This is a genomic window from Pantoea sp. B270, from assembly GCF_018726825.1.
Lineage (GTDB): Bacteria > Pseudomonadota > Gammaproteobacteria > Enterobacterales > Enterobacteriaceae > Pantoea > Pantoea dispersa.
The window spans coordinates 1,141,103-1,165,209 of sequence record NZ_JAHCSX010000001.1 but is presented as its reverse complement, the minus strand read 5'-3'; the positions used below and the strand labels follow the sequence as shown (position 1 = coordinate 1,165,209).

At 58.6% G+C, this 24,107-nt stretch carries 21 protein-coding genes; 9 read left to right on the top strand and 12 right to left on the bottom strand.

Annotation, left to right across the window (positions count from 1 at the left end; genetic code table 11):
* Positions 1 to 92: 92 nt before the first annotated feature.
* The 5 genes from pgpB (at position 93) to yciH (ending at position 3,701) form a co-directional block, all read left to right on the top strand.
* The gene (gene pgpB, locus KOL70_RS05610) at positions 93 to 857 is read left to right on the top strand and encodes a phosphatidylglycerophosphatase B (protein ID WP_021505947.1); all 765 of its coding nucleotides are present in this window, start codon (positions 93 to 95) and stop codon (positions 855 to 857) included.
* Positions 858 to 983: 126 nt separating this feature from the next.
* Positions 984 to 1,289 (top strand): LapA family protein, encoded by a 306-nt coding sequence (locus KOL70_RS05605; RefSeq protein ID WP_058771279.1) that lies wholly within the window; start codon positions 984 to 986, stop codon positions 1,287 to 1,289.
* A gap of 6 nt (positions 1,290 to 1,295) precedes the next feature.
* Positions 1,296 to 2,465, top strand: a complete 1,170-nt coding sequence (gene lapB, locus KOL70_RS05600; protein WP_058758617.1) for a lipopolysaccharide assembly protein LapB — start codon at positions 1,296 to 1,298, stop codon at positions 2,463 to 2,465.
* Positions 2,466 to 2,670: 205 nt separating this feature from the next.
* Positions 2,671 to 3,378: an orotidine-5'-phosphate decarboxylase gene (gene pyrF, locus KOL70_RS05595; RefSeq protein WP_215480342.1), complete on the top strand. Its 708-nt coding sequence runs from the start codon at positions 2,671 to 2,673 to the stop codon at positions 3,376 to 3,378.
* On the top strand, positions 3,378 to 3,701 hold the full coding sequence (gene yciH, locus KOL70_RS05590; protein WP_021505951.1) for a stress response translation initiation inhibitor YciH: 324 nt from the start codon (positions 3,378 to 3,380) through the stop codon (positions 3,699 to 3,701). The genes pyrF and yciH overlap by 1 nt, the downstream gene beginning before the upstream one ends.
* A gap of 69 nt (positions 3,702 to 3,770) precedes the next feature.
* Here yciH and osmB read toward each other — a convergent pair whose 3' ends face one another.
* Positions 3,771 to 3,986, bottom strand: coding sequence for an osmotically-inducible lipoprotein OsmB (osmB, locus tag KOL70_RS05585; protein WP_031279061.1), 216 nt, complete (start codon positions 3,984 to 3,986; stop codon positions 3,771 to 3,773).
* Positions 3,987 to 4,369: 383 nt separating this feature from the next.
* Here osmB and araD point away from each other — a divergent pair, with 383 nt between their 5' ends.
* The gene (gene araD, locus KOL70_RS05580; protein WP_058774630.1) at positions 4,370 to 5,068 is read left to right on the top strand and encodes an L-ribulose-5-phosphate 4-epimerase; all 699 of its coding nucleotides are present in this window, start codon (positions 4,370 to 4,372) and stop codon (positions 5,066 to 5,068) included.
* Between the two features lie 294 nt (positions 5,069 to 5,362).
* Positions 5,363 to 6,229: a crotonase/enoyl-CoA hydratase family protein gene (locus KOL70_RS05575; protein ID WP_021505954.1), complete on the top strand. Its 867-nt coding sequence runs from the start codon at positions 5,363 to 5,365 to the stop codon at positions 6,227 to 6,229.
* 15 nt (positions 6,230 to 6,244) lie between these two features.
* Here KOL70_RS05575 and pdeR read toward each other — a convergent pair whose 3' ends face one another.
* The 5 genes from pdeR to KOL70_RS05550 form a co-directional block, all read right to left on the bottom strand.
* Entirely contained in the window at positions 6,245 to 8,230 is a 1,986-nt protein-coding gene (pdeR, locus tag KOL70_RS05570; RefSeq protein WP_058758614.1) for a cyclic di-GMP phosphodiesterase, read from the bottom strand.
* A 153-nt stretch (positions 8,231 to 8,383) separates the two neighbouring features.
* Positions 8,384 to 8,680 carry a YbdD/YjiX family protein gene (locus KOL70_RS05565; RefSeq protein ID WP_215480341.1) on the bottom strand — a complete coding sequence of 99 codons (297 nt, stop codon included), beginning with the start codon at positions 8,678 to 8,680 and terminating at the stop codon, positions 8,384 to 8,386.
* The gene (locus tag KOL70_RS05560; RefSeq protein ID WP_215480340.1) at positions 8,673 to 10,739 is read right to left on the bottom strand and encodes a carbon starvation CstA family protein; all 2,067 of its coding nucleotides are present in this window, start codon (positions 10,737 to 10,739) and stop codon (positions 8,673 to 8,675) included. Before KOL70_RS05560 ends, KOL70_RS05565 begins: the two co-directional genes overlap by 8 nt.
* Positions 10,740 to 10,925: 186 nt before the next feature.
* Entirely contained in the window at positions 10,926 to 12,860 is a 1,935-nt protein-coding gene (locus KOL70_RS05555) for an exoribonuclease II (protein ID WP_088517170.1), read from the bottom strand.
* Between the two features lie 126 nt (positions 12,861 to 12,986).
* Positions 12,987 to 15,296, bottom strand: coding sequence for an FdhF/YdeP family oxidoreductase (locus KOL70_RS05550; RefSeq protein ID WP_215480339.1), 2,310 nt, complete (start codon positions 15,294 to 15,296; stop codon positions 12,987 to 12,989).
* Between the two features lie 247 nt (positions 15,297 to 15,543).
* On the opposite strand from KOL70_RS05550, the gene KOL70_RS05545 reads away from it, so the two are divergent.
* Together KOL70_RS05545 and KOL70_RS05540 are read left to right on the top strand one after the other, a co-directional pair.
* The gene (locus KOL70_RS05545; RefSeq protein ID WP_021505960.1) at positions 15,544 to 17,133 is read left to right on the top strand and encodes a PTS transporter subunit EIIC; all 1,590 of its coding nucleotides are present in this window, start codon (positions 15,544 to 15,546) and stop codon (positions 17,131 to 17,133) included.
* A 185-nt stretch (positions 17,134 to 17,318) separates the two neighbouring features.
* On the top strand, positions 17,319 to 18,215 hold the full coding sequence (locus KOL70_RS05540) for a LysR family transcriptional regulator (protein ID WP_132462945.1): 897 nt from the start codon (positions 17,319 to 17,321) through the stop codon (positions 18,213 to 18,215).
* Here the strand turns inward: KOL70_RS05540 and KOL70_RS05535 are convergent.
* The 6 genes from KOL70_RS05535 to sapB all read right to left on the bottom strand — a co-directional run bounded on the left by KOL70_RS05535 (position 18,212) and on the right by sapB (position 24,107).
* Positions 18,212 to 19,342, bottom strand: a complete 1,131-nt coding sequence (locus tag KOL70_RS05535; protein WP_215480338.1) for an oxidoreductase — start codon at positions 19,340 to 19,342, stop codon at positions 18,212 to 18,214. The two genes, KOL70_RS05540 and KOL70_RS05535, sit on opposite strands and share 4 nt — an antisense overlap.
* Positions 19,343 to 19,536: 194 nt before the next feature.
* Positions 19,537 to 20,325: an enoyl-ACP reductase FabI gene (gene fabI, locus KOL70_RS05530; RefSeq protein ID WP_021505963.1), complete on the bottom strand. Its 789-nt coding sequence runs from the start codon at positions 20,323 to 20,325 to the stop codon at positions 19,537 to 19,539.
* 141 nt (positions 20,326 to 20,466) lie between these two features.
* Positions 20,467 to 21,270 carry a putrescine export ABC transporter ATP-binding protein SapF gene (gene sapF, locus KOL70_RS05525; RefSeq protein ID WP_058758607.1) on the bottom strand — a complete coding sequence of 268 codons (804 nt, stop codon included), beginning with the start codon at positions 21,268 to 21,270 and terminating at the stop codon, positions 20,467 to 20,469.
* Complete coding sequence (gene sapD, locus KOL70_RS05520; protein WP_215480337.1) at positions 21,270 to 22,265, bottom strand: putrescine export ABC transporter ATP-binding protein SapD; 996 nt, start codon at positions 22,263 to 22,265, stop codon at positions 21,270 to 21,272. The genes sapF and sapD overlap by 1 nt, the downstream gene beginning before the upstream one ends.
* The gene (sapC, locus tag KOL70_RS05515; RefSeq protein ID WP_021505967.1) at positions 22,265 to 23,155 is read right to left on the bottom strand and encodes a putrescine export ABC transporter permease SapC; all 891 of its coding nucleotides are present in this window, start codon (positions 23,153 to 23,155) and stop codon (positions 22,265 to 22,267) included. The genes sapD and sapC overlap by 1 nt, the downstream gene beginning before the upstream one ends.
* Positions 23,142 to 24,107, bottom strand: coding sequence for a putrescine export ABC transporter permease SapB (gene sapB / locus KOL70_RS05510; RefSeq protein WP_021505968.1), 966 nt, complete (start codon positions 24,105 to 24,107; stop codon positions 23,142 to 23,144). The genes sapC and sapB overlap by 14 nt, the downstream gene beginning before the upstream one ends.

Sequence of the window (24,107 nt, the reverse complement as noted above, 5' to 3'; positions counted from 1 at the left end):
ACAATTATCTAAGCCGCAACGGGTATGTTATTCTTTTTTCAACTAAAGTTATGCAATACGCCTGTCAGGTCGTGAAACAATAAAGGAACGAGATGTTAAAAATTGTGCAACGCACCACGCTGGGCGCGTTTTTATTACTGCTGATGCCGCTGGGCGTATGGCTTTCCGGCTGGCAGTGGCAACCGGGGGAGAGCGGGCATCTGTTGCGCGTGCTGTTCTGGATCACCGAAACCGTCACCAGTCCGTGGGGCACGCTGACCAGCCTGATTCTGAGCGGCTGGGTATTGTGGTGCCTGCGCTTTCGCCTCCGGCCGGCCATTCTGTTGTTGATTATCATGAACGGCGCGATTCTTGCCGGTCAGTCGACCAAAACCTTTATCAAAGAGCAGGTGCAGGAGCCGCGGCCGTATGTGGTCTGGCTTGAGCACAGCCACGGCGTCAACGAACAGCAGTTTTATCAGCTGAAACGGCAGCAGCGCGGCGAAATGGTGTCCGCCTTGCTTGCCAATGATACAAAGCTGCCCGCCTGGTTAAAAAATCACTGGGCGTTTGAGACGGGCTTTGCTTTTCCGTCTGGCCACACCATGTTTGCCGCCAGCTGGGCGCTGCTGGTGATTGGCCTGTTATGGCCGCGCCGGCATGTTGTTACGGTGGTGGTGCTGTTTGTCTGGGCGACGCTGGTCATGGGCAGCCGGCTGGTACTGGGCATGCACTGGCCGCGCGATCTGGTGGTCGCGACGCTGATCTCGTGGCTGCTGGTGACGCTGGCAACCTGGCTGGCGCAGCGCTTTTGTGGCCCGCTCAGCGTGCCGCCGGAAGAGCAGCGCGAGATTGCCGGGCGCGATGACGGATTGTAATTTCTCCCTTTGCCCCCATATGATTGATTGTACTTGCAGAAAGGGCACTAACTGCTGCGCGGATAAGCAGCAACGGCGGCACTTTTTTGGCATACTCTACCGGATAACCTCACGACAGGACGCATTGTGAAATATTTGCTGATTTTTCTCGTGGTTTTGGTCATTTTCATCATCTCCGTCACGCTCGGAGCGCATAATGACCAGATTGTCACCTTCAACTATCTGCTGGCGCAGGGCGAATTCCGCATTTCAACCTTGCTGGCCTGCCTGTTTGGTGCCGGATTTTTGCTGGGCTGGGCGATCTGTGGCCTGTTCTGGCTGCGCATTCGTGTTTCGCTGGCGCATGCACAGCGCAAACTGAAACGTATGCAGGCGCAAAATGAACAATCTGCTGCGGTAAATAGCACCTCCACTGCAGTGCGTCGGGATTAATGTTCGATGCTTGAATTGCTGTTTCTGCTTCTTCCTGTCGCGGCGGCGTACGGCTGGTATATGGGCCGCCGCAGCGCGCAACAGGATAAGCAACAGGAAGCTAACCGTCTGTCACGCGAATACGTGGCAGGGGTCAACTTTCTCCTTTCTAATCAGCAGGATAAAGCGGTCGATCTGTTCCTCGATATGTTGAAAGAGGACAGCGGCACCGTTGAAGCCCACCTGACGCTCGGTAACCTGTTCCGTTCGCGCGGCGAAGTCGACCGTGCCATCCGCATCCACCAGTCGCTAATGGAAAGCGCGTCGCTTACCTACGATCAGCGTTTGCTGGCCATTCAGCAGCTGGGACGCGACTATATGGCCGCCGGCTTGTACGATCGCGCCGAAGACATGTTCAGTCAGCTGATCGATGAAACCGATTTTCGCATCAGCGCGCTGCAGCAGCTGCTGCTGATTCATCAGGCGACCAGCGACTGGCAGAAAGCCATCGAGGTGGCGGAGCGGCTGGTAAAACTCGGTAAGGATAAGCAGAAGGGCGAAATCGCCCATTTCTACTGCGAGCTGGCGCTGCAGGCGCTGAGCAGTGATGACCTCGATCGTGCCATGAGCCTGTTGAAAAAGGGTGAAGCGGCCGACCACCAAAGCGCGCGCGTTTCCATCATGATGGGACGTATCCTGATGGAGCAGGGCGAATATGCGAAAGCGGCGCAGCGACTGCAGCGCGTGCTGGAACAGGACAAAGAACTGGTGAGCGAAACGCTGCCGATGCTGGAAACCTGCTATCAGCGGCTGGAGCAGCCTGACAGCTGGGCGCAGTTCCTGCAACGCTGCGTTGAAGAGAACACCGGGGCCGCGGCGGAACTCTATCTGGCGGACATTCTGGAGCAGCAGCAGGGGCCGGAAGCGGCGCAGCTCTACATTAACCGTCAGCTGCAGCGTCATCCCACCATGCGTGTATTCCATCGTCTGATGGATTTCCACCTGCACGAGGCGGAAGATGGCCGCGCCAAAGAGAGTCTGATGGTGCTGCGGGATATGGTCGGCGAGCAGATTCGTACTAAACCACGCTACCGCTGCCAGAAGTGCGGCTTTACCGCGCACGCGCTCTACTGGCACTGCCCATCGTGCCGCGCCTGGTCTTCCGTTAAACCGATTCGCGGACTGGACGGCCAGTAAGCTGGCCGCGTTCGGTGATTATTCATAACGCATAGTAGTTACAACATACTTATAGAGAAATTATCATCCACGCTTCAGCACTGTGCATCGCCTCGTCAAACAGCAAGGCAATCGCCGTCGCAACGTTGTCGTGGCCGGGTTGCACGGGTAGAATGCTTGCCGTTTGTCCATCGCGCCTGCGGGTGCCAGCCTCTGAGGAAACGTTATGCCTGTTACTCACTCACCGATTCTGGTGGCACTCGACTATCATGATCTCAATAGCGCACTGCAGTTCGTTGACCGTATCGATCCGGGCCAGTGCCGTCTGAAAGTGGGTAAAGAGATGTTTACCCTGTTTGGACCGCCGCTGGTGAAGACGTTGCAGGCGCGCGGTTTCGAGGTATTCCTCGATCTCAAATTTCATGACATCCCGAACACGACGGCGCATGCGGTCGCGGCGGCAGCAGATCTCGGTGTGTGGATGGTCAACGTGCATGCCAGCGGCGGGGCGCGGATGATGAATGCGGCGCGCGAAGCGCTGCTGCCGTTTGGCAGTGATGCGCCCTTGCTGATTGCGGTAACGGTGCTGACCAGCATGGACGAAGACGATCTCAAAGGTCTTGGCATCACCCTATCGCCGGCGCAGCAGGCTGAGCGTCTGGCGCGACTGACGCGCGAATGTGGCCTTGATGGCGTGGTGTGCTCGGCGCAGGAAGCCGCGCACTTTAAACAGGTTATCGGGCAGGATTTCGCGCTGGTCACGCCGGGTATTCGCCCGGCGGGTAGCGAGGCTGGCGATCAGCGCCGCATCATGACGCCGCAGCAGGCACAACAGGCCGGTGTGGATTACATGGTGATTGGGCGACCGATCACCCAATCTGCCGATCCGGCGCAGACGCTGCAGCAAATCCTGCACAGTTTACAGGAGGGCTAATGGCTCAGGACAATCCGCTGGTTTACTCCACCGAAACCGGCCGTATTACACATAGCGAAGAGAAACCGCAGCGACCGAAAGGCGATGGCATCGTGCGCATTCAGCGCCAGACCAGCGGGCGTAAAGGTAAAGGCGTGTGCCTGATCACCGGCATCGATCTCGATGATGACGCGCTGGCAAAGCTGGCGGCCGAGCTTAAGAAGAAGTGCGGCTGCGGCGGGGCGCTGAAAGAGGGCGTGATTGAGATTCAGGGCGATAAGCGCGATTTGCTTAAAACGCTGCTGGAAGCAAAAGGTATGAAGGTTAAACTGGCGGGCGGTTAATGAAAGCGGGCCACGCAAGGTGGCCCGATGTGACGTAGATGCGCTGCGTAGCCTGCTACAATATTATTATTAATCAACCTGATGGCCAATAATGCCGCCCACCGCAGCGCCACCGACGGTACCCAGCGCGCTGCCGTTGGTGAGCACCGATCCACCAATAGCACCGGCACCGGCGCCAATCGCCGTGTTGCGGTCACGTTTTGACCAGTTGGAACAGCCGCTCAGGGCCACCACTAACGTCGTTGCCAGCACGGCAACCGTCACGCGTTTCATTGTTGTAGTCATGGACATCTCCTTGATGGTTTGCTCAGAGGCAACTCGTTAAGTATAGATGTTACGCCCTGAAGTTGTTCGCCCGATGCACTCAGGCGGTGCTTTTCCTTCAGCCTGCACGCTGACGCGCAGCCCTTAGCGCGCGTTGTTCACGCTGCTGGCAAAGACCATTTTGGTACCGCCGCAGGCTTGAGATAATTCTAGGCGTAAGCGGATGTGTATGCAGAAAGAAAACTCTGAAATCCCGACGTGGTGTCCGCATCCGGATCCCGTATCAAACCCCACACTTTGCCCGCTTTAGCCACTTTCCGCTGCTAATCCAGCTATTCCCTCCATAACGTTTTTAGCGGTGGCTCCGCACAATTCAGTAATGACTGTATGGCGGAGAAAACACAATGCTGGAAGCGCTGAAACAGCAGGTTCTGGAGGCCAATCTCGACCTGCCGCGTTACAACCTGGTGACCTTTACGTGGGGCAATGTCAGCGCGGTAGACCGCGAGCGCGGGCTGCTGGTGATCAAACCCTCGGGCGTTAAATATGAGCAGATGCAGCGCGACGACATGGTGGTGGTCGAACTGGAAAGCGGCAATGTCGTGGAGGGCCAGCTGCGGCCATCTTCGGATACCGCAACACACCGCGCACTGTATCTGGCGTGGCCGGATATTGGCGGCATCGTGCACACCCATTCGCGCCACGCCACCATCTGGGCGCAGGCGGGCAGGGACATCCCGGCATGGGGCACCACGCACGCTGACGATTTCTATGGCACCATTCCCTGCACTCGCGCGATGCAACGGGCAGAGATTGAGCAGGAATATGAATGGCACACCGGCCAGGTCATCATTGAAACCTTTGCGCAGCGCGGCATCGAGCCCGGCGCGATTCCTGCTGCGCTGGTGAACTCCCACGGGCCGTTTGCCTGGGGTAAAGACGCACATAGCGCAGTGCACAGTGCGGTGGTGCTGGAAGAGGTGGCCTACATGGCGCTGCACACTGAGCAGCTGCGTGCCGAGCTACCGCCTATCGCTCAGACCCTGCTTGACCTGCACTATCTGCGCAAGCACGGGAAGAACGCCTGGTACGGGCAAGGCTGAGCGCGTGATATTGTCTCAAGGCACCGGCGGGTGCCTTTTTTATTTAAGGGGATTGCGTGCCCGGACGAGACGGGGGACTGTCGATGCTATGATTTATTCACCATGCGTTAAGCGTATTTATGCGCTTGCCGGCTGTTGCGCCGTCATTAAGTAAGCCCGCTAATCTTTCCTCAGGCAGGGGCTCGGGGATCTCTCTGGATTTTACTTTATAAATCAAACTCTCATTTGGTCTGGCCTCACTCTGCATTACGCTGATGTGGCGTTTAACGCATCACATAAATAGAGGATGAGACGATGACAGTAATTAACCAACCAACCTGCCGCCTGTTTACCGAAGTCGGCCAAACCACACAGCTTGCCGCCTATTATGAAGAAGGTCGACACACCATGTGGATGATGCTGCGCGCGCAGCCGCGCCCCAGTTTCAACCACGAATTAATCGAGGAGATCATGAACCTGAGCTACGCCGCCCAGCGTTCCGGTCTGCCGATTGATTTCTGGGTGACCGGATCGCTGGTGCCGCAGATGTTTAACGCCGGGGGCGATTTGCGTTTCTTTGTTGAATGCATTCGCAACAACCGCCGTGAAGCACTGCGCGCCTACGCCCGCGCCTGTGTTGATTGCATCCATTCGGCGGCCCGCGGGTTTGACACCGGCGCAGTGACGCTGGCGATGATTGAGGGCAGTGCCTTGGGCGGCGGTTTTGAAGCAGCGCTGGCGCACCACTTCATTCTGGCGCAGAACAGTGCGCGTATGGGCTTCCCGGAAATTGCCTTCAACCTGTTCCCCGGCATGGGCGGCTACTCACTGGTGGCCCGCCGCTCCGGGATGAAGCTGGCCGAAGAGCTGATCTGTGAAGGGGAGTCGCACAGCGCAGAGTGGTATGAAACCCGTGGTCTGGTCGACAAAGTGTTCCAGCCCGGTGACAGCTACCGCACCACGCGTACCTTCATCGATACGCTGCGGCCAAAACTGAATGGAGTCCGTGCCATGCTGAAAGCGCGACAGCGCGTACTGCAGCTGTCACGGGCAGAACTGATGGATATCACTGAGGATTGGGTCGACTATGCTTTCACGCTGGAACCGAAAGATATTGCCTACATGGAACGTCTGGTACAGCTGCAAAATCGTCACAGCGCATCACTGCGTAAAGCCGGTTAGCAGTACGCTAAGACGTTAAACGCGGGCAGGATGCTTAGCCAGCCAATGCCCGAGCTGCTCTGCGGGCATTGGTTTCGCATAATAATAACCCTGACGCCCATCGACACCGTTGGTCAGCACAAACTTCTCTTCGGCTTTGGTTTCGATGCCTTCGGCAATGACCTGTAAATCCAGGGCTTTCGCCACGGCAACGATCGCGCGCACCAGCGACTGCGATACCGGTTGCTTGTTGATATTGCGCACAAAACTTTGATCCAGCTTAATCGCATCGATCGGCACGCGCGCCAGCTGGGAGAGCGAGGAGTAGCCCGTGCCGAAATCATCCAGATGCACCTGTGCGCCTAACTCCTGAAACTGTTTCATCAGCTTCAGCGCACCGGCCTCGTTCTCGATCAGGCAGCTTTCCGTCAGCTCGATGTCTATCGGGCACTCACTGATGCCCGCTTCGCTCAGCGCCTGTTTCAGGTCACTGTAGATGCTCTGGTCGATCAGCTGCTTGGCGGAAACGTTGACAGCAACGCGCAGGTAAATGCCTTCGCTGCGCCATTTAACGATTTGCTGCAGCACGTTCAGCATCACCCAGCGCCCGAGCGGCACAATCAGTCCGGACTCTTCCGCGTAAGAGATGAAATCGCCAGGCGGCACCAGGCCGCGTTCAGGTGAATTCCAGCGCACCAGCGCCTCGGCACTGCGCACTTCACCGTCGCGATCGATCTTCGGCTGATAGTGCACCACCAGATGATCCTGCTCCAGCGCTTTGCGCAGATTGGTATCCAGCCACAGATATTCAAATACGCGCTGGTTCATCTCGCTGGCGAACACGCAGAATTTGCCGCGCCCGTTCTCTTTAGCGTGATACATCGCGGTATCGGCGTTACGAATCAGACTTTCGCGATCTTCACCATGCAGCGGGGCGAGGGCGATACCAATCGAGCAGCCGCTGTAGACTTCGATCAGCCCGATACGGAACGGCTGACGCAGCCGCTCCAGAATGCGTGAGGCCATCGCCTCCAGCGCCGCCTGACTGGTGTGCTCAGCCAGCACCACAAATTCATCACCGCCGAGACGTGCCAGCGTCTGATCCTTGCCGAGACAGCTGAGGATCGCCAGCGACACCGCCTGCAGCAGCTGGTCGCCAAACATATGGCCGTAGGCATCGTTTACCTTCTTGAAATTGTCGAGATCGAGGTAAACCACGCCGGTCTGGCTGCCGTTAGCCAGCTCCAGTGCCAGGCTAATTTGCTGATGGATAGCGTTGCGATTCGGCAGGCCCGTCACCGTGTCGGTATTGGCCATAACGCGTAAGCGCTCCTGCGCCCGACGCTCTTCTGTGATGTCGGTTCCGGAACAGATGAGGAAAATTTCATTTTTTCCGCTACCGCTGTGGACGAACTTATTACGAAACAGAAACAGTCGCTGACCTTTTCGGGTTTTAACCCAGCGCTCCACTTCGTAGGAGTTGCCGTCGCGAAAGAAGCCGGCAATGTTGCGGCGCGACGCCTGCGCTTCCTGTTTGGTCATAAACAGCTGAAACACATTACGGCCAATCACTTCCTGCTCTTTCAGGCCGGTGTACTCTTCGCTCAGGCGGTTAAAACGCTGAATGTTGCCGCGCTGATCGAGGATGACAATTACCGAATTCGCTTCAGACACCACCTGTTCGGCGAAGGAGAGGCCAAGGGTTAAATCGCGCGCCACCGACGAGGTATCGCCCCAGGCGGATGCAGTGCCGGCCCAGGTGGACTGATTCACTTTACGGCCGACAAAGTGCATCGGCACTGGCGAGCCGTGCAATGAAAGGGTCAGGTTGATGCTGGAGGTAATTACCGTCATGGCACGCAGCAGACTGGCCTGAGCCGGCGTCAGGGGCACCGCCATATTGGTATTGGCATTTTCATCTTCGGCAAAATGCAGCGCATCGCTATCTGAAGTTAAACGCCAATGAGGGCTGGTTGTGCCAAACAAGGTATATAGCAACGTTTGCCCTTGTTCATCGGTCATGGAAACTTCCTCCGGAGGAATGCGCAGCAGGGGTATCTCATTATTTTAGCAACAGTATTCAACCTCCTGCGCCAGCACAAGATGCAAACTGAATATATTTTTGTTTTTATTAAAGAATGGCACGAAAAAGCCCCGGATTCCGGGGCTGAAAGGTTAGCACGGGCACTTGCCGAGTTTGCCCGCCTGGCTGGGAAAACGCGCCTCCAGGCAGTAACGATGGAAGGCGCGCTCATCCATGGGGGTTTGTTCCGGATGTTTTTCGCGCATATGCTTCAGATAAGTTTGATAGTCGTGCACGCCCACCATTAACCGGAAGCTCTGCTGTAATCCCTGCCACAGACGCTGCCAGCGTGAGCGCGGCGCGGCAGGGGCGCGGGCAGCGAGCGGTAAGCACTGCTGAATTTGCCAACCCGCGTGCGGCTTTTTCCAGCGTAAAACGGCCTCAGACATTTCGCACCTCCGAACGCAGTGACACGTCCGACTCATGGGTGGTCGGCACTGAACTGCGCAGCGCGCGCCGGATCACGAAGAACGCCGCAATCAGCATGGTTACCGCGACCAGCATGAAAAAGCCGCACAGCGCCGCGTTGATCTGGTTGCTGAACACGATGGTTTGCATGTCGGCCACGGTTTTCGCCGGTGCGATAATCACGCCCTCATCGAGACCTTTACGGAACTTACTGGCCTGCGCGAGGAAACCAATTGACGGTTTCTCATGGAAAATTTTCTGCCAGCCGGCGGTCATGGAGGTGATAAACAGCCAGGCGGTAGGCACAATCGTCACCCAGGCGTAACGCTGCTTTTTCATTTTGAACAGCACCACGGTACCGAGGATCAGCGCCATCGACGCCAGCATCTGGTTACCGATGCCAAACAGCGGCCACAGGGTATTGATGCCGCCGAGCGGATCGACCACGCCCTGATACACGAAGAAACCCCAGCCGGCCACCGCCACGGTGGTACCGGCCATGTTCCCTAGCCACGAGCGGTTGTTAGCCAGCGAAGGTATCACGGTCCCGACCAGATCCTGCACCATAAAACGGCAGGCGCGGGTACCGGCATCAACGGCGGTGAGGATAAACAGCGCCTCAAACAGAATGGCGAAGTGATACCAGAACGCCATCATTGCACGGCTGTTAAACACCTCGGTGATGATATGCGCCATCCCGACGGCAAACGTCGGTGCACCACCGGCGCGGGAGAGAATGGTGCTTTCGCCCACTTCGCCGGCAATACCGCTCAGCATCTCCGGCGTCACCACAAAGCCCCAGCCATTAATTACCTGAGACGCGTTCTCCACCGTGGTACCAATCAGCGCCGCCGGTGAGTTCATGGCAAAGTAGACGCCCGGATCGAGCACCGAGGCACAAATCAGCGCCATGATCGCCACAAAGGACTCCATCAGCATGGCGCCATAGCCGATAAAGCGAATATGGCTTTCGCGCTCCACCAGTTTTGGCGTGGTACCGCTCGACACCAGCGCGTGGAAGCCGGAGATCGCGCCGCAGGCAATGGTGATAAACAGGAACGGGAACAGCGCGCCGGAGAACACCGGGCCCGTGCCGTCGATAAAGCGCGTCACCGCCGGCATCTTCAGTTCCGGCATGGCGAACAGAATGCCCACCGCCAGCCCGATGATCACGCCGATTTTCAGGAAGGTGGAGAGGTAATCACGCGGCGCCAGCAGCAGCCACACCGGCAGCGACGAGGCAACAAAACCGTAGATCACCAGCACCCACGTCAGCTCGGTGCCTTTCAGGGTAAAAATCGGTCCCCAGTAGGGATCGGCCGCCACGTCACCGCCGTAAATGATCGCCGCCATCATCAGCACAAAGCCGATGATCGACACTTCGGCGATTTTACCCGGGCGCAGAAAGCGCATATACACGCCCATGAACAAGGCAATCGGAATGGTGGCGGCGATGGTAAACAGCCCCCACGGACTGTTAGCCAGCGCTTTCACCACCACCAGCGCCAGCGCGGAGAGAATAATGATCATCACACCGAGCGCACCGAGCATGGTGACCACGCCGGCGAACGAGCCCAGTTCCTGGCGCGCCATCTCACCCAGCGAACGACCGTCGCGGCGCGTGGAGATAAACAGCACCAGAAAATCCTGCACCGCGCCGGCCAGCATCACGCCGACCAGAATCCAGATGGTGCCGGGCAGAAAACCCATCTGCGCCGCCAGGATCGGCCCGACCAGCGGACCGGCACCGGCGATGGCGGCAAAGTGGTGGCCAAACAGCACCCATTTGTTGGTGGGAACATAGTCCAGCCCGTCATTAAAGCGCTCTGCCGGCGTGCGGCGCCGGTCGTCCAGCTCAAAAATGCGCCTGGCGATAAACAGGCTGTAGAAGCGATACGCGATGCTATAGCAGGCGACGGAGGCGATCACCAGCCAGACGGCATTAACGTGCTCGCCGCGACTGAGCGCCAGCATGGCGAACGCAGCCGCACCAATTAACGCCACCGCTAACCAGATCAATCCGGTTCTGACGTTGTTCATGAGTTAACTCCTTGTAGGGACCGGGAAAAAAGGCGATCGGAATTACAACAAGTTAAAAGTAATGTAATGAATTGTTAACGACAGGGAATCGGATCAGAAGTGTGAAGCGGGAAACAAATTTAACAACTGCTGGGGCGGGCGGGGAAAAATGCGGGATAACGGCTGTTATCCCGCACGATTTCATGCTCAGGCGGCCGGACGGGCCACCACGCTGCGTGTTTCCATGCGCACTTCGGCGATGGTCACATCAATCACATCGGTCACGCGGTAGGCCACTTCACCTTTGATCTGCACGGTGCCGCTCTCCTGCGAGCACACCAGTTCGTCACGCACGGCGTGAATGAACGGGGCAGGGATAAAGGCGACCGCACCGTTCTCCAGCAGGCGCACGCGCATGCCGCCGCGCGAAACGTCGATGATCTCGGCGCTGAATTTACGGTCAGTACCGGCAAACGGCGCGAGGAAGCGCGCGTACAGCCAGTCACCGACATCGCGCTCGGCCATGCGGTTGAGACGGCGACGCTCACTCATGATCAGGGTCACGTCATCCTGTGGCCGTGCAATGCTTTCGCCGCGCACGATGGCCTTCAGCAGACGATGGTTGATCATGTCGCCGAATTTACGAATCGGTGACGTCCAGGTCGCGTAGGCGTCGAGGCCGAGGCCAAAATGCGGGCCCGGTTCGGTGCTAATTTCGGCGAAACTCTGGAAACGACGAATGCGGCTGTCGAGATACTGGGTTGGCTGCGCATCAAGCTGACGACGCAGCTGACGGAAGCCTTCCAGCGTGGTAATGGCCTGCGGATCAACCGTGATACCGTGACCAGCCAGCACGCCAGCCGCCTGTTCCGCGTTCGCCTGGTCGAAACCGGTGTGCAGGTTGTAGATACCGAAGCCAAGCTTCTCCTGCAGCACTTTAGCGGCGCAGACGTTAGCGAGGATCATCGCTTCTTCCACGATGCGGTTAGCGATGCGGCGCGGTTCCGCAATAATATCCAGCACTTCGCCTTTCTCACCCAGCACGAAGCGGTAGTCAGGGCGATCTTTGAACACCAGCGCGTGCGTCTGACGCCACTCGCCGCGCGCCAGGCACAGGCGATGCAGCAGGCGAATCTGCTGCGCGATGGTGTCATTTTCCGGCTGCCAGCTGCCGCTGTTCTCCAGCCAGTCCGACACTTCGTCGTACACCAGCTTGGCTTTGGATTCGATCCACGCGGCAAAGAAGTGGGCATCGTCAGCCAGGCTGCCATCCGGCAGTACAGTGACGCGACACACCAGCGCCGGACGCCTGACGTTAGGGCGCAGCGAGCAGACATCATCTGACAGTTCGCGCGGCAGCATCGGGATGTTAAAGCCCGGCAGATAGTTGGTGAAGGCGCGTCTGGAGGCCAGCTGGTCAAGTTCGCTGCCGGCGGCAACGTAAGCGGTCGGGTCGGCAATGGCGATGGTCAGCGCCAGCTTGCCTTCTGCCAGCTCTTCAACATACAGCGCATCGTCCATATCTTCGGTGCTGGCGCTGTCGATGGTGACAAAGTTCAGCGCGGTGAGATCTTCACGCTGCAGCTGTTCGTCCAGCATCTCGCCAAAGCCCACTTCCGGTGCTTCGCGCTCCAGATTGTGGCGCGACAGCGTGACCCACCACGGTGCGAGGTGATCGTCCGCGGTGACAACAAATTCGGTCAGTTCGGCATAGAAACCGCGATCGCCTTTCAGCGGATGGCGGCGCATCTCTGCCACGGCCCAGTCACCGTTCTGGAAATCGTGGGTCAGGCCACGCACGGCACGGCACTGAATCGCGTCTTTCAGCAGCGGATGATCCGGCACGATAGACAGGCGGTCATCTTTTTTCTGCACGCGGCCGACAAAGCGCGTCAGGAACGGCTCAATCAGGGTTTCCGGCTCCGCGCTCTCGCGGTCTTTATCAGTGTGGATCACGGCGGAAATGCGGTCGCCGTGCATCACTTTCTTCATCTGCGGAGGGGGAATGAAGTAGCTTTTCTGAGCGTCAACTTCGAGGAAGCCAAAGCCTTTTTCCGTGCCTTTCACAACACCTTCGGCGCGCGGGGTCTGCGCGTGAAGCTTCTCTTTCAGCTGCGCGAGCAGCGGGTTATCCTGGAACATAATATATTTAGTTTCGTGGCCTAAGAGCGGTGGACAGTTTTACGCGAATCAGGTCCGCGCGGCAAGGCTAAAACAGGCGAAAAAGCCGCTTTACGCGGCTTTTTACTTTCTGGTAACGCACAGAACTCAGGCGATACGCTGGGTGGGCGCGGCGGCGGTCAGCGCCAGCTTCACCGGTACCGATTTGGAGGTGGGCGTGCCGCTGCCGTCACCGTAGCTGGAGAGCGGTACCAGCGGATTGGTCTCCGGATAGTAGGCGGCAAGGTTACCGCGCGGAATATTATACGGCACCAGCTTAAAGCCGCTGACGCGACGCGTCAGACCGTCATTCCACAGGGTTTCAATGTCGACCAGCTGCCCTTCGCTGAAACCGAGCGACGCCATGTCGTCCGGGTGGATAAACACCACTTCACGCTGACCGTACACGCCGCGATAGCGGTCATCCAGGCCATAAATGGTGGTGTTGTACTGGTCATGCGAGCGCAGCGTCTGCAACGTGAACGGCACTTCAACGTCATTGCCCAGCTGCGGGAACAGCGAGGTCGGCAGTGCCGCCGCGCTGAATTCTGCCTGACGCGATGGCGTATTGAAGCGCAGTTCTGCGGCAGCGTTACCGAGGTAAAAGCCGCCGGGAATATCACACTGACGGTTAAAATCAGCGAAGCCGGGGATGGTCGCCGCAATGTGATCGCGAATGACGTTGTAATCAGCGGCCATGCCGAGCCAGTCGATGTGGTCGCTGCCCAGCGTCGCGTGCGCGATACCGGCCACAATGGCTGTTTCCGAACGCTGCGTCTCTGCCAGCGGAATGCCGACACCTTCTGAGGCATGCACCATGCTGAACGAATCTTCCACGGTGATGAACTGGTTGCCGCTGGCCTGGCGATCGCGCTCGGTACGGCCCAGCGTCGGCAGAATCAGGCCTTCGTTGCCCGGTACCAGATGGCTGCGGTTCAGCTTGGTGCTGATGTGTACCGTCAGACCACAGTGCTGCAGCGCTTCTTCGGTAACCGGTGAGTCCGGTGCCGCCGCCGCGAGGTTACCGCCCAGCGCAATCAGCACTTTGACTTCATCACGCAGCATGGCGTTGAGCGCTTCAACCGTGTTATGACCGTGTTCGCGCGGCGGTTCAAAAGCAAAATGCGCGCCCAGCGCATCAAGGAACGCTTTCGACGGTTTCTCGTCGATGCCCATGGTGCGGTTACCCTGCACGTTACTGTGGCCGCGCACCGGACACAGGCCCGCGCCTTGTTTGCCGAGCTGGCCAAACAGCAGCTGCAGGTTAACGATTTCCCGTACGGTATCGACCGAGTGTTTGTGCTGAGTAATGCCCATCGCCCAGGTGATGATCACCCGTTCGGCGCTCTGGTAAATGGCGGCGGCTTCGCGAATCTGCGCTTCGCTCAGGCCCGACTGCTGCACAATCTGCTCCCAGCGGGTCTCATCGACGGCCGCCAGATACTGCTCAACGCCCTGGGTGTTGGCGTCAATAAAGGCCTGATCGAAAATGCCTTTTTCACCGGCGGCCAGCCGTTTACGCTGCTCTTCCAGTAGCGCTTTGACCATGCCGCGCACCGCCGCCATATCACCGCCGAGGTTGGGCTGATAATAGGCAGAACTGATGTTACCGGCCATCGACGTCACCACTTCCAGCGGCTTCTGCGGATCGGCAAAACGTTCCAGGCCGCGCTCACGCAGGGTATTGAAGGTCACGATTCTGGCGCCGTGATCGGCGGCGTGACGCAGGCTGTGCAGCATGCGCGGATGGTTGGTGCCGGGGTTCTGGCCAAAGACAAAAATCGCATCAGCGTGGTCGAAATCGTCCAGGCGAATGGTGCCTTTACCGACGCCAATGCTGCGTTTCAGTCCGGTGCCGCTGGCTTCGTGGCACATGTTGGAGCAGTCAGGGAAATTGTTGGTGCCCAGCACGCGACCAAACAGCTGGTACAGCCACGAGGCTTCATTGCTGGCGCGACCGGAAGTGTACAGCTCCAGCTGATCCGGATGATCCATTGCCTGCAAATGCTGCGCGATCAGCGCAAAGGCGTCATCCCAGCTAATCGGCTCATAGTGATCGGTCGCGCTGTTGTAGCGCATCGGGTGGGTCAGGCGGCCCTGATACTCGAGGAAATAGTCGCTCTGCTGATACAGAGTGCTGACGCTGTGCTGGGCAAAAAATTCTGGCTCGACGACGCGGCGTGTCGCTTCCCAGGTCACGGCTTTTGCGCCGTTTTCGCAGAAGCTGAAGGTGCTTTTGTTATCATCGCCCCAGGCACAGCCCGGGCAGTCAAAGCCGCGCGCTTTGTTCATGCGCATCAGGTTACGCATGTTTTTCAGGGCGGCTTTACTGTCAAGGACAAAACGGGTGGTGGCTTCCAGCGAGCCCCAGCCGCCCGCAGCGGCGCGATAGGGCTGAATCTTACGTTTAAATTTCATGATAGTCGCAGGCTTATTGTTTATGAATTGTTATCAGAATATGACTTCTGTTGGTGAGAAGTGTGCGACTGACGGCAAAAGTTGTCTAATTGATTGACTTAATGGTGCGATAGTTAACGTTTATCGCGCACTAGGGGTGAAAGCGTGATCGCCATCATAAATTATCCGCTGCCGCGCGCCGGCGGGTAAGTGCGCGGCCAAATAGTGGCTAATAATTGCTCTTTCCGTTAGCAAAAGGGCGCGCTCCATGAAGCAACTTGCCAGTCAGGTTCACGCATTCGGCAAAGCCTTAATGATGCCGATCTCCGTCATTGCTGCCGCCGGTATTTTTCTCGGTCTGGCCGCCGCGTTGCAGAATCCGGCGATCACCGGTGAAGCATTTGCCAGTTTACAGGTGCCGCAGTTGATCATCGGTTTTATTCGTAAAGTGGCGGGCGCGCTGTTTGCCAACCTGCCGGTATTTTTTGCCGTCGCCAGCGCAATTGGGCTGGCCAAAGCGGAGAAACCCACCGCCGCGTTTGCGGCAGTGATTGGCTATATCGCCATGAATGTGGGGATCAGCGCCACGCTGGCGGCGAAAGGGCTGACGGCAGCCACCACCACGCCCGAGGCGCTGCAGCAGGCGGGTATGGACCAGACCAGCGCCATGATGACGTCAGCCGAGTACATCGACATGCTCGGCATTTTTACCTACAACATGAGCGTGCTGGGCGGGGTGATTGCCGGCCTGCTCACTGTGATGCTGCACAACCGCTTCTATACCCAGCAGTTGCCCACGGCGATCAGCTTTTTTGGCGGGCGTCGCTTTGTGCCCATCGTGACGGTGGTGGTGCTGCCGCTGACGGGCGTGCTGCTGGCACTAATCTGGCCAACCATCGGCCAGGGCATTGCGTGGGTCGGTCAGATGATCGGTAAAAGCGGTCAGTACGGTGCCTTTTTGCTCGGCGCCTGCGAGCGCCTGCTGATCCCGACCGGCCTGCATCACATCCTCAATGAAACCGTGCGCTTTACGCCGATTGGCGGCATGGCGACGGTGGACGGCCAGACCATCGTCGGCGCGCTGAATATTTTCAACACCTCGCTGACCCATCCTGGCGCGATTCCGGACGACACCGTGCGTACCGCTACGCAGTTTCTCGCCCAGGGCAAAATCCCGGTGATGATGTTCGGTCTGCCCGCCGCCGCGCTGGCCATCTATCACACCGCCAAACCTGAACATAAACAGCGGGTCAAAGCGCTGGTGCTGGCCGGCGCGCTGACCTCGTTTACCACCGGCATCACCGAACCGCTGGAGTTCTGCTTCATCTTCGTCTCACCGGTGCTGTACGTGATGCACGCGCTGCTGACCGGCCTGTCATTTATGCTGATGTCGATGCTGCACCTGATGATCGGTAACGTGCAGGGCGGCGCGATTGATCTGCTGGTGTTTGGCATTCTCGGCGGCAGCAAAACCCACTGGTGGTGGACGCTGGTGCTGGGCGCCATTTACGCGCCGGTTTATTACTGGGGCTTTCGCCTGGTGATTACCCGGATGCAGGTCGAAACGCCGGGGCGCGAATCCGAAGAGGAAGCCAAACCGCAGCAGGTGGCGGCGGATGAACGTACCCGCGTGATTATCAGCGGGCTGGGCGGAGAGGCCAATATAGAGGACGTCGATTGCTGCTTCACACGCCTGCGCGTGCGGGTCAAAGAGATGAAAGAAGTGGTGGATCAAACGCTACTTTCGACCGGTGCCAACGGCGTCAACCGCGTCAGCGAGCACGATGTACAGGTGATCTACGGGCCGCAGGTCGAGAAGATCGCTAACGAGGTGAAAAGTGCGCTCGGCGTCGCCTGATGCCGGGCGGTACCGTTAATCATGTGGGGCGCGGTCGGTGGCGCGCCGCGTCTCCGCGTATACATCACCCGCTATCCGCCTGAGCAATCCGCCTGACAACGCAGAAATTTCTTCGCTGAGTGCGCGTTGGGGCGCGACGAGTTTTGCTACCATAACGCGATAAAAATTCGACGGTGGATAAGAAAATCGACATCAAGCAATTGATTTATTTGTGCAATCTGGAGCGCGAGCGCCATTTTGGCCGCGCGGCGGAGGCCAGCTTCGTCAGCCAGCCCACGCTCTCGATGCGGCTTAAAAACCTTGAGCGTGAGCTTGGGCTGTCGCTGATCAATCGCAGCAACAACTTTGACGGCTTCACGCCAGAAGGGGAACGCGTGCTGACGTGGGCGCGCGAAATTGTTTCGGTGTATCAGGGACTGAAGCTGGAAGTGGAGTCGCTCAAACACGGCGTCAACGGCACGCTGCGGCTGGGCGTGATGCCGCAGTGCAGCGTGGCGCTGCCGGCGTTACTGAAAGCGGTGGAAGCGCGCTATCCGCAGCTCGACTATCGCGTTTCCGCCATGAGCGCCGATCAACTGCTGGAAGCGCTTAACAGCCACACCGTGGACGGCGGTATCGGCTTTTTTGAGCTGACGTCACTGCGGGAACTGCATTTCCAGACCGCGCTGCTCAACGATCGCGGTGTCGAAGCCATTTTCCATCCCGATCACTTCCCGGCGCTGCTGCAGCATGAGCGGCTATCGCTGTACACGCTGGCGAGCCAGCCGCTGTGCCTGGCCGAGCCCACGCGCTATTTCCGGCGTTACCTCGACGGACAGCTGCGTGAAACCGGCGTGCTGCCGCGGGTGATTGTGGAAAGCGCCTCGGTGATGCAGCTGATTCAGAGTGCGCAGGTTGGTCTGGGCGTCATGGTGTCGCCCTGCGGCCATCTGCTACCGGAAATGCTGCACCATCTGGCGCGCCGGCCAATTGATATCGCGCCGATGGGACGTCAGGCGGCGCTGGTGATTGCTGAGCCGGGCAGGGCGTCGCCGCTGTCGCAGCACTTCTTTGACGAAGCACGACGCCACCTGGCAGATTAGCGCGCTTCGCCCAGCGCCATCAGCAGTCGATCCTGCCAGCTGGCAAATGCCACCGCCTGCATCAGCGTGAACAGGCGCTCGCTGCCCCAGCCCGCGTTTAACAGCGGCTGCAGATGGGCAGCACTGAAGCGTTCCGGCAGCCGGGTAAGCTGGGCGCTCAGCGCGATTACCTGCTGCGTCAGGCTGTCATCGCTGGCCTGATCCACATCGTGCAGCAAACGCGTGCGCCAGCCGTTCGCCAGCTGCGCGAACTGGCGTCGGCAGCCCAGCACGCGCGCGCTGACTGCCTGCGCCAGCTGTTCCTCTTCTCCACCATAAGCCTCAAGCCGCTGACGCAGCGTCGCCCAGCCATACAGCGCCTGGGCATCGTGCACCAGCAGCCAGACAGCGTCGTCGAGTCCGGCCATACCCTGACAAAAGGTCACCGCCGCCAGCTGGTCAGCGCTGGCATAACGCAGCTCAACCGGCTTGATGGCGTGCTGCCAGGCAGCAGCCTGACTGAACAGCGCCGCATCGGCGTCGGCGGGCGGCGTGACGCCAGGGATCCAGCGCACCGGCAGGCCCATCATCGCCTGAAGCGCGGCGACCACGCGCGCCTGATAGCTGACGTAGCCGACTAGCTGGTTGAGCGTAACGATATCGGGTTCAGTCAGGCCTACCGCATCCAGCGCGCTGATGCTGCTGGCGGTAATCAGCTCAGGCTGCATCGCCAGCTGGCGCGCATACTGCGTGATTTGCGTCAGGCGATTATTGCTTTCGCGCGAAGAATCCGGTCCCGGCAGCGGATTAAGCCGCGCCGAGTAGTGATTGCACAGCCGCTGCACGCCAGCCACCTGTGCCACCGTGAGTGCGGTGCTGAGACGATCGTAAAGCGTTAGTGTATGGGTCAGCGAAGTGCTGACCGCATCGGGCAGCAGGGTATGGCTCAGGTCACGTGCCGCCTGTAGCACTGGCTGAAAGTGCTGCAGCAGCGGCTGCAGGGCGCTGGCTTCCTGCTGCAGGCCGAGCAGAAAACGGTCATCAATATGAGCGGCTTCGGGAACCAGGGGAGCAGTAGCGGACGTATGCGGGCGAGTCTGGCTTTCATAAAACCAGTGGTCATGGCCGGGAGAACGGCGGTGTTCCATGGTCATTCCTTTCGCAAAAAACGGACTGAGTGCACAACGGGCAAATCTGAAAAGCGCATCGCCACTCAAGGGCTAGCTTATCGTCGCTGAACGGCTGTCCACGGCAAAAGAATGATGGGGAATAATTAATAGCGTGTGGCTATAAGGCGGGGAGAGAAAAGAAAAAGGGCGAGCACCTGGCTCGCCCGCAGAACTTATTTCAGTTCCAGCTCGTTCATTGCGGCAATGCTGAAGCCGCCATCGACGTGCACCACTTCACCGGTAATACCACCCGCCAGGTCTGAGCACAGGAAGGCCGCAGAGTTACCCACGTCTTCGATGGTGACGGTACGGCGAATCGGGGTAACCGCTTCGCAGTGTGCCAGCATCTTACGGAAATCTTTGATGCCTGATGCAGCCAGGGTACGGATTGGACCAGCAGACACGGCGTTAACACGCACGCCTTCCGGACCCATCGCGTTCGCCATGTAACGCACGTTGGCTTCCAGCGACGCTTTCGCCAGACCCATCACGTTGTAGTTCGGGATAGCGCGCTCTGCACCCAGGTAAGAGAGGGTCAGCAGTGCTGCGTTCGGGTTCAGCATCGCGCGGCACTCTTTGGCCATCGCCACAAAGCTGTAGGCGCTGATGTCGTGCGCGATTTTGAAGCCTTCACGGGTAACGGCGTTCACGTAGTCGCCATCCAGCTGGTCGCCCGGGGCGAAGCCGATGGAGTGAACAAAGCCGTCAAATTTCGGCCAGGTTTTTGCCAGTTCAGTGAACAGGGCAGTGATGCTCTCGTCTTCTGCCACATCGCACGGCAGAACAATGTCTGAACCCAGTTCTTTAGCGAACTCTTCCACGCGACCTTTCAGTTTGTCGTTCTGGTAGGTGAAAGCCAGTTCTGCGCCCTGTTTGTGCATCGCCTGCGCAATACCGTAGGCGATGGAAAGTTTACTGGCAACGCCAGTAATCAGAATGCGCTTACCGGAAAGAAAACCCATAGCTGTAATCCTTATGGTCATTGTTGTTGGCGGTCGCGATGATTAAAAATTGTGCGACCGACGTTAATCGACGTGCGGATTCTAGCACGTCTGTATCAAATGGGGTAAATCGCGCCGCGTTTTCCGCTACGGACGTAGCACTCAACGCTCGCGCCGCCACGCCTCGGCGGTTAACGCTTCGCCAAAATGGCTGGCAATCAGCCGTTTGGTTAAGTCGTGCAGCGGCGAGGCCAGCACGTCAGCGGTGCCGCCGCGCTCCACCACTTCGCCCTGATGCATCACCAGCACCTGGTCGCTGATGTGCTTCATCATGCCAAGATGCTGAGTAACATAAATATAGGCGATGCCGTGTTTCTCCTGCAGCTCCAGCATCAGGTTCACCAGCTGCGAACGCATGGTCATGTCCAGCGAGGCGAGGGCTTCATCAGCGACAATCACCTTTGGCTGCAGAATCAGCGCGCGCGCCAGCGCCAGACGCTGCTTCTGGCCGGGGGCCAGCATGTGCGGATAGTAGCCGGCGTGGTCGCGCAGCAGCCCGACCTGACGCAGCGTGGCAATAATGCGCTTTTCGCGTGCTTCATCATCAAGATCGGTATTCAGCCGCAGCGGAAAATCAAGGATCTGGCTGACGCGCTGGCGCGGATTGAGCGACGTCGACGGATCCTGAAAAATCATGCGAATCCGCTGGCTGCGGTAGCCGTAATCGCCGTAGCTAAGCGGGTGATCGTCAATCAGCATCTCACCTTCGCTTGGTGCCACCATGCCGCTCAGCATCTTCGCCAGCGTGGATTTGCCCGAACCGTTCTCGCCGATAATGGCCAGCGTCTGCTTTTCACGCAGGGTAAAACTGACGTTTTTCACCGCTTCAACATGCTGGCGTCGGAACAGCCCGGTGCGGTAGCGGTAGGTTTTGCTCAGGTTGCGCACTTCCAGCAGGGTTTCCATTATTGGCTCTCCATATTCAGCGGGAAGTGACAGGCGTAAAGATGCGCTCTAGTGCCGCTCAGGCGCGGCGTTTCGATGCATTTACGCTGCGCGTAAGGGCAGCGCGGACCGAGACGGCAGCCAATCGGCAGATGTTCCAGCGACGGTATCGCGCCGGACAGCGTATTCAGGCGGCTTTTATGCGGCAGCGCGCGGCCAAAGTCGGGCATGGCGCGGATCAGCGCCTGCGTATACGGATGGTGCGGCGTTTCCATCAGATCGTCACTCTGCGCGGTTTCCACCGTTTGTCCGCAGTACATCACGTTAATGCGGTCCGCCCACTGACTCATGGTGCGCAGGTCATGGCTGATCAGCAAAATCGTGGTGTTGTTATTCTGATTGAGGCGGCTCAGCAGACGGAAAATCTGCGCCTGGGTGGTGGGCTCCATGGCATTGGTCGGCTCATCGGCAATCAGCAGGCGCGGCTGATTGGCCAGCGCGATGGCGATCATTACCTTCTGACATTCGCCTTCGGTCAGCTCATACGGGAAGCTGCGCATGATGTCTTTGTGATCTTTAATGCCGACGCGGTGCAGCAGCTCAATGGCGCGCTCTTTGCGCCAGAACCACAGGCGCTGATACCAGCGGCCTTTAAAGGTCCAGCGTGGAATGGCCTGCATCAGCTGGCGGCCGACACTTTCAGAAGGATCGAGACAGGATTGCGGCTCCTGAAAAATCATCGACACGTTATGGCCAACGATGCGCCGCCGTTCGCGCGGCGACAGGCGCAGCAGATCGATGTCATCGAACACCATACGGTCGGCGGTGACGCGCCAGTTATCTTTGGTCACGCCGCAGATGGCTTTCGCCACCAGACTTTTCCCCGAGCCGGATTCGCCCACCAGGCCACGCACTTCGCCCTCGTTTAGCGTCAGATTGATGCGATCGACCGCTTTCACCGGACCTTCAGCGGTCATGAATTCAATGGTCAGATTTCGGATGTCCAGTAACGGCATTATTCCACTCCCGCAGCGACGGCGCGACGGATGCCATCGCCCAGCAGGTTAACAATCAATACGCTTACCATCAGCGCGGCACCCGGCAGCATCACCGTCCACGGCGCCACGTAAATCAGCTCCAGCGCGTCACCCAGCATCGCACCCCATTCGGGCGAGGGCAGCTGCGCGCCGAGGTCGAGAAAGCCGAGCGCGGCGATGTCGAGGATCGCCATCGACAGCGAGCGGGTAAATTCACTGACCAGCAGCGGCAGGACGTTTGGCAGCACCGCATTCCACAGAATATTCAGGTTGCGCGCACCATCCAGCCGCAGCGCCACCACATACTCTTTTTCCATCTCATCATGCACCGCCGTGTAGATTTCGCGCACCAGACGCGGGATCAGCGCCAGCAGTACCGCCAGCATTGCATGCTCCAGCCGCGGGCCAAGAAAGGCCACCACGATAATCGCCAGCAGCAGAGAGGGAATCGACAGCAGCGTATCCAGCACGTGATTCATCACCGCCGAGCGCAAACCGTGGGTAATTCCCGCCAGCACGCCCAGCAGCAGCGCGCAGATTGCTGCCAGCACCGTAACCAGCAGCGCAGAGCCAACCGTCGGCGCCACGCCGCTCAGTAAACGGCTTAGCACATCGCGCCCGAGATCGTCAGTGCCGAGAAAGAAGGAGACATCGCCGTAGCGCGACCACGACGGCGGCAACAGCTGATAGCCGAGAAACTGCTGGTCGATACCGTAAGGGGACAGCAGCCCGCCGAACAGGCAGAGAAACAGCAGGATGCCGAAGCCGTACAGGCCAATCATGGCGCTGGTATCGCGATAAAAGCGCTGCCAGCTGAGGCGAAACGCACTCGGCAGCCGCTTCTCGGCGTAGATGTTATCTGAGGGCATACCACTCCTTGTGTTTCAGCGGATTGAGCGCCGCACCGATAATATCCGACAGTACGCTGACCAGAATTACCAGCCCGCCAACCACCATCACGCCCGCGGAGATCGCCGCGTAATCCTGCTGACGGATGGCGTTAATCAGCCAGCGTCCCAGTCCGGGCCAGTTGAACACCACTTCGGTGATCATCGCCAGCGTCAGCATGGTGGAGAATTGCAGGCCAAGACGCGGGATCACCGGCGGCAGTGCGTTGTGCAACACGTGACGGCGAATCACGGTGAAGCGCGACAAGCCGCGCGTTGCCGCTGCCTTGACGTAATTTTTATCCATCACGTCGCTGGTGCTGTTGCGCAGCAGGCGAATCACTTCGGTGGTCGGTGCCACAGCCAGCACAATCACCGGCAGGATCAGGTGCGTCAGCGCGCTGACCAGCATCTCATGCCGCCACGGTGAAGGGCTAAGCCAGGCGTCAATCAGGGCAAAACCAGTAATGTTCTGCACTGGATAGAGCAGGTCGAATCGGCCGGAAACCGGCAGCCAGCCCAGCGTCAGCGAAAACAGCAGGGTAAACAGCAGCGCCAGCCAGAACACCGGCATTGAGAAGCCGAGCAGCGCCAGCGCGCTGATGGCTTTATCCTGCCATTTATTGCGCATCACGCCGGCGCAGATGCCGAGCGGAATACCGACCAGCAGCGCCAGCATAAACGCCAGCACGCACAGTTCCAGCGTGGCGGGAAACACCTCGCGCAGCTGTATATCAATTGCCTGACCGTTGGTACTGGAGACGCCGAAATCAAACTGCAGCAGCCCTTTAAACCAAAACCACCAGGCATCGAACAGCGAGGCGCCTTCCAGCGGCGCGTTAGGCGTGAAATAGCTCAGGCTGAAACTCACCAGCGAAAGTAAAAACAGGGTGATGATCAGCAACAGCAGGCGACGCAACAGATAGATGATCAT

Excerpts from the sequence above, each read along its gene's own strand:
- lapB (WP_058758617.1), top strand. The coding sequence starts at position 1,296 with ATGCTTGAATTGCTGTTTCTGCTTCTTCCTGTCGCGGCGGCGTACGGC.
- sapD (WP_215480337.1), bottom strand. The coding sequence starts at position 22,265 with ATGCCGTTACTGGACATCCGAAATCTGACCATTGAATTCATGACCGCT.
- yciH (WP_021505951.1), top strand. The coding sequence starts at position 3,378 with ATGGCTCAGGACAATCCGCTGGTTTACTCCACCGAAACCGGCCGTATT.
- KOL70_RS05545 (WP_021505960.1), top strand. The coding sequence starts at position 15,544 with ATGAAGCAACTTGCCAGTCAGGTTCACGCATTCGGCAAAGCCTTAATG.
- sapF (WP_058758607.1), bottom strand. The coding sequence starts at position 21,270 with ATGGAAACCCTGCTGGAAGTGCGCAACCTGAGCAAAACCTACCGCTAC.
- pgpB (WP_021505947.1), top strand. The coding sequence starts at position 93 with ATGTTAAAAATTGTGCAACGCACCACGCTGGGCGCGTTTTTATTACTG.
- fabI (WP_021505963.1), bottom strand. The coding sequence starts at position 20,325 with ATGGGTTTTCTTTCCGGTAAGCGCATTCTGATTACTGGCGTTGCCAGT.
- pyrF (WP_215480342.1), top strand. The coding sequence starts at position 2,671 with ATGCCTGTTACTCACTCACCGATTCTGGTGGCACTCGACTATCATGAT.
- araD (WP_058774630.1), top strand. The coding sequence starts at position 4,370 with ATGCTGGAAGCGCTGAAACAGCAGGTTCTGGAGGCCAATCTCGACCTG.
- KOL70_RS05535 (WP_215480338.1), bottom strand. The coding sequence starts at position 19,342 with ATGGAACACCGCCGTTCTCCCGGCCATGACCACTGGTTTTATGAAAGC.
- pdeR (WP_058758614.1), bottom strand. The coding sequence starts at position 8,230 with ATGACCGATGAACAAGGGCAAACGTTGCTATATACCTTGTTTGGCACA.
- KOL70_RS05555 (WP_088517170.1), bottom strand. The coding sequence starts at position 12,860 with ATGTTCCAGGATAACCCGCTGCTCGCGCAGCTGAAAGAGAAGCTTCAC.
- KOL70_RS05550 (WP_215480339.1), bottom strand. The coding sequence starts at position 15,296 with ATGAAATTTAAACGTAAGATTCAGCCCTATCGCGCCGCTGCGGGCGGC.
- KOL70_RS05560 (WP_215480340.1), bottom strand. The coding sequence starts at position 10,739 with ATGAACAACGTCAGAACCGGATTGATCTGGTTAGCGGTGGCGTTAATT.
- osmB (WP_031279061.1), bottom strand. The coding sequence starts at position 3,986 with ATGACTACAACAATGAAACGCGTGACGGTTGCCGTGCTGGCAACGACG.
- KOL70_RS05575 (WP_021505954.1), top strand. The coding sequence starts at position 5,363 with ATGACAGTAATTAACCAACCAACCTGCCGCCTGTTTACCGAAGTCGGC.
- sapB (WP_021505968.1), bottom strand. The coding sequence starts at position 24,107 with ATGATCATCTATCTGTTGCGTCGCCTGCTGTTGCTGATCATCACCCTG.
- sapC (WP_021505967.1), bottom strand. The coding sequence starts at position 23,155 with ATGCCCTCAGATAACATCTACGCCGAGAAGCGGCTGCCGAGTGCGTTT.
- KOL70_RS05565 (WP_215480341.1), bottom strand. The coding sequence starts at position 8,680 with ATGTCTGAGGCCGTTTTACGCTGGAAAAAGCCGCACGCGGGTTGGCAA.